Origin of the sequence: Candidatus Ruminimicrobium bovinum (genome assembly GCF_902760015.1) — a bacterium.
Taxonomy (GTDB): domain Bacteria; phylum Elusimicrobiota; class Endomicrobiia; order Endomicrobiales; family Endomicrobiaceae; genus Ruminimicrobium; species Ruminimicrobium bovinum.
On sequence record NZ_CACWEU010000269.1, the window covers coordinates 1 to 3520 of the forward strand.

Genomic DNA, 3520 nt, shown 5'->3' on the forward strand with positions numbered 1-3520 from the left:
ATATCTTCAAGAAATTTTATATACTTCATTCCTAATAAAATTATCCCAATTATAAAAGAAGAAAACTTAATAAAAAACAAAATAAATGAATTTATTTTCTTTCATAAAAATTCTTTATTAACAATTATTATATTTTCAATTCTATTTGTATTGTTTAGTATAATTTTATCTTTTGAATTTCAATTTGTAATAGAAAGATCTATAAACTTAAATTCATCAAATAATTTACTTCCGTTAATTACTATCTTATTATTCATTTATTTAATAAAGAATACTCTTGATTACTCAAAAGAAAAATTACTGAATTTTATAAGTACAAAACTAGATTGTATTTTAATCAACGATTCTTTAAATCATATTCTTTCACTTCCTCATTTATATTTTAAAAATAGAACTACTGGAGAAGTATTATCTCGTATATCTGATTTAGACAATTTAAAAAATATAATATGTAATTTATTAATAACTGTATTAGTAGATCTATTAATATTTATTGTCTCAATAATAACTTTATTTTTTATTAACATTAAACTAACTTTATTCACATTAGGAATAATAATTATATCTTCTTTAATAACCTTAATTTATAACAATTACATCTACCATGATATAAGAGAATTAAAAGAGAATAATGCTAAAGTAAACTCAAATATAATTGAATTAATAAATGGAATAAATACTATCAAGAGTTTAAACATTTTAGAAAAAATTAAAGAAAAATTCTCTCATATTTATAACAAGTTTTTATTATCAAATTATAACTTTTCAAATAAACTTACAAATAAAAAATTAATAGAAAATATAACAACATCAATAATATCCTTATTAATACTTTTTATTGGAGGAGGATTAGTATTAAAAGGAGATTTAAAGCTTTCAAGTCTAATAACATTTAACAGTATAATTTTTTATCATATGAGTTCATTAAAAAATATATTAGATTTCACAATTATGAATAAACAAATTAAATTAACAATAGAAAGAATTAATGAACTATTAAATATAAAAGAAGAAAAGATATATTTTGATTTAAACCCATTAAGAAATATAAAAGGTGATGTAATAGTTAAAAGCTTATCTTATAAATATGGTACAAAAGAAGTTATTAATAATTTAAATATTGTGTTTAAAGAAGGAAAGAAGATTCTGATACATGGATCATCAGGAAGTGGAAAAAGTACACTGGCAAAGCTAATATCAGGATATTTAGAAATACAAAGAGGAAAAATTCAAATAGGAAATCTTGATATAAATGAAATAAATCTTTGGTCTTTAAGAGAACAAATAACTTATGTTTCTCAAGATGAATATTTGTTTAATGATACTTTGTATGAAAATTTAAATATAAAAAATACACGTGACAAAAACAAAATATATGATATTGGTAAGTGTATGCTTCTTAATGATTTTGTATCAAATAATCCAAGTGGATACAATATGATTCTTGATGAAAATGCTTGCAATTTAAGTGGAGGAGAAAGACAAAGAGTAATACTTGCAAGAGCATTCCTAAAGAATAGTAATATCTTTATTTTAGATGAATCATTCAGTGAAATTAATGTAGATAAAGAAAGAAAAATATTAACTAATATTTTTAATTATTTCAAAGAAAAAACAATTATTGTTATCTCTCATAGATTTGATAATAATGATTTATATGACGAAGTTTGTAACTTGGAGGATTATGGATTTAGTTAGTTTTCAAAGAGATTTTAGAAATATGGAAGTTGATATATTCAAATATATAAAAGTAGTATCTATTTTGATTTTATGTTTATTGATAATTATTATTAAAAACAATAAGATTGAAGACTATTATTTTGGAATATCAAAAGTAATAAATAACAAGATAGAAGTATTAATTGATTTAGATAGAGTTAATAAGATAAAAGAAAATAATAAAATAATAATTGAAAGGAACACATTTACTTACGAAATAGAAAAAATAGATGATTATCTTATAGATAACAACTATTATAAAAAAGTAACACTTCTATTAAAAGATAACAAAATAAAAGAAAATGAAATTGTTAAATATCAAATAATTATTAATAAAGAAACACTATTAGAATATTTGTTTAGAACAATAAAAGGAGATGAGAAGTATTAAACATTCTAATGAAAAAGAATTAAGACAAATAACTGGAGGGGGATTATCTTTATTTGGAGGCTTAGGTTTAGTCGGAGGAATATTATTCTTAATTGGTGTAATTGATGGATTCGTTAATCCGGAGAAATGTAATGACTAGGTATTTAAAAAGAGAAGAATTAGAAAATATAGAAGGTGGCAACTCATTAACAGGTACTTTAATAAATGCCTTTACTGATGCTGTTAAAACTTTATTTAATATAGGTAGAAGCCTAGGTTCATCAATTAGAAGAATAAAAGAAAAACATATATGCAAAGTATAATCAAAAAAATATATAATTATAAAAAAATAATAATAGGTATTATATTATTACCAATAATAACTTATATATTGAATGTATTGATGATTACAATATTTAATATGGGAACATATCTAGGTACTTTTTTAAGATATATTTACCATTATGTTGTTTGTTAAAAAAAGAGCTTAGCTCTTTTTCTTTTTTCTAGAGAAGTGCATAAAATCTTGTTTTTCTCTTTTGTAACTAGTATAATATGGTTAGAATAGTAGGTGTTTTTATATGAGAAATATTTATACAGGTATTGATCTTGGTAGTGATAATATAAAAATAGTTGTAGCTGAATTAGTTAAAGATAAATTTCAAGTTTTAGCATCAGCTTCAGTTAAATCAGTTGGAATTAAAAAAGGTCTAGTAGCAGATGATGAAATGGCTACAAGATCACTTAATTTAGCAATTGAAGAAATAAGAAAAGTTCTAGGAATTAGAATAGATAGAGCTGTTATCACAATACCTTCAAATAATAGAAATATAAAAGTAGTATCAGGTACTATTGATACAAATGGAGAAATCAATGGAAAAGACATCGTATCAGTATTACAAAATGCTGCAGAAAACGAAATACCTGAAAACGAAGAATTGGTATCAATAATACCTATTATGTTTAATATCCAAGAAGATAAATTCACTAAGAACCCAGTAGGGCAAGTGTCAGATAAATTAGGAGTAAAAGCACTTCTTGCAACTGCACCTAAAAAACAAATATATGATTATTTAAAAGTATTCCATGAAGCTGGAATAACTGTAGAAGATATAACATTTAACTGCATTGGTGACTATTTTGAAGCGAGAACAAAAGATACAGACGAATCTTTAGGGGCAATTGTTAATATTGGTCATGATAAAACTGATGTATCAATATTTAATAAAGGAATTGTTATTAAAAATAGTATCTTTAACTTAGGAAGTAAGAATGTAGATAATGATATCAGCTATATTTTTGGAACTGATACATCAACTTCAAGAGAATTAAAGGAGAAATTCGCTCTTGCAAGTAAGAGATATGCAGATGCAAATGAAGTTTTAGAGTTCACTTTAGAAGATGAAGAAAAGAAAACAATCAATCAATATG

Annotated in this window: 5 protein-coding genes; all 5 read left to right on the plus strand. The window is 22.8% G+C overall.

What is annotated here, in order from left to right; translation table 11 throughout:
* Positions 1 to 1698: peptidase domain-containing ABC transporter (locus ACMUOV_RS08735; protein WP_413854771.1), on the plus strand; the 1698-nt coding region annotated here is incomplete at its 5' end.
* On the plus strand, positions 1685 to 2110 hold the full coding sequence (locus ACMUOV_RS08740; protein ID WP_413854773.1) for a hypothetical protein: 426 nt from the start codon (positions 1685 to 1687) through the stop codon (positions 2108 to 2110). The genes ACMUOV_RS08735 and ACMUOV_RS08740, both read left to right, overlap by 14 nt.
* Positions 2097 to 2249: a hypothetical protein gene (locus ACMUOV_RS08745; protein ID WP_413854774.1), complete on the plus strand. Its 153-nt coding sequence runs from the start codon at positions 2097 to 2099 to the stop codon at positions 2247 to 2249. Before ACMUOV_RS08740 ends, ACMUOV_RS08745 begins: the two co-directional genes overlap by 14 nt.
* The gene (locus ACMUOV_RS08750) at positions 2242 to 2412 is read left to right on the plus strand and encodes a hypothetical protein (RefSeq protein WP_413854776.1); all 171 of its coding nucleotides are present in this window, start codon (positions 2242 to 2244) and stop codon (positions 2410 to 2412) included. Before ACMUOV_RS08745 ends, ACMUOV_RS08750 begins: the two co-directional genes overlap by 8 nt.
* A gap of 258 nt (positions 2413 to 2670) precedes the next feature.
* Positions 2671 to 3520 (plus strand): cell division FtsA domain-containing protein (locus ACMUOV_RS08755; RefSeq protein WP_413854777.1); only part of this gene is annotated, 850 nt, incomplete at its 3' end.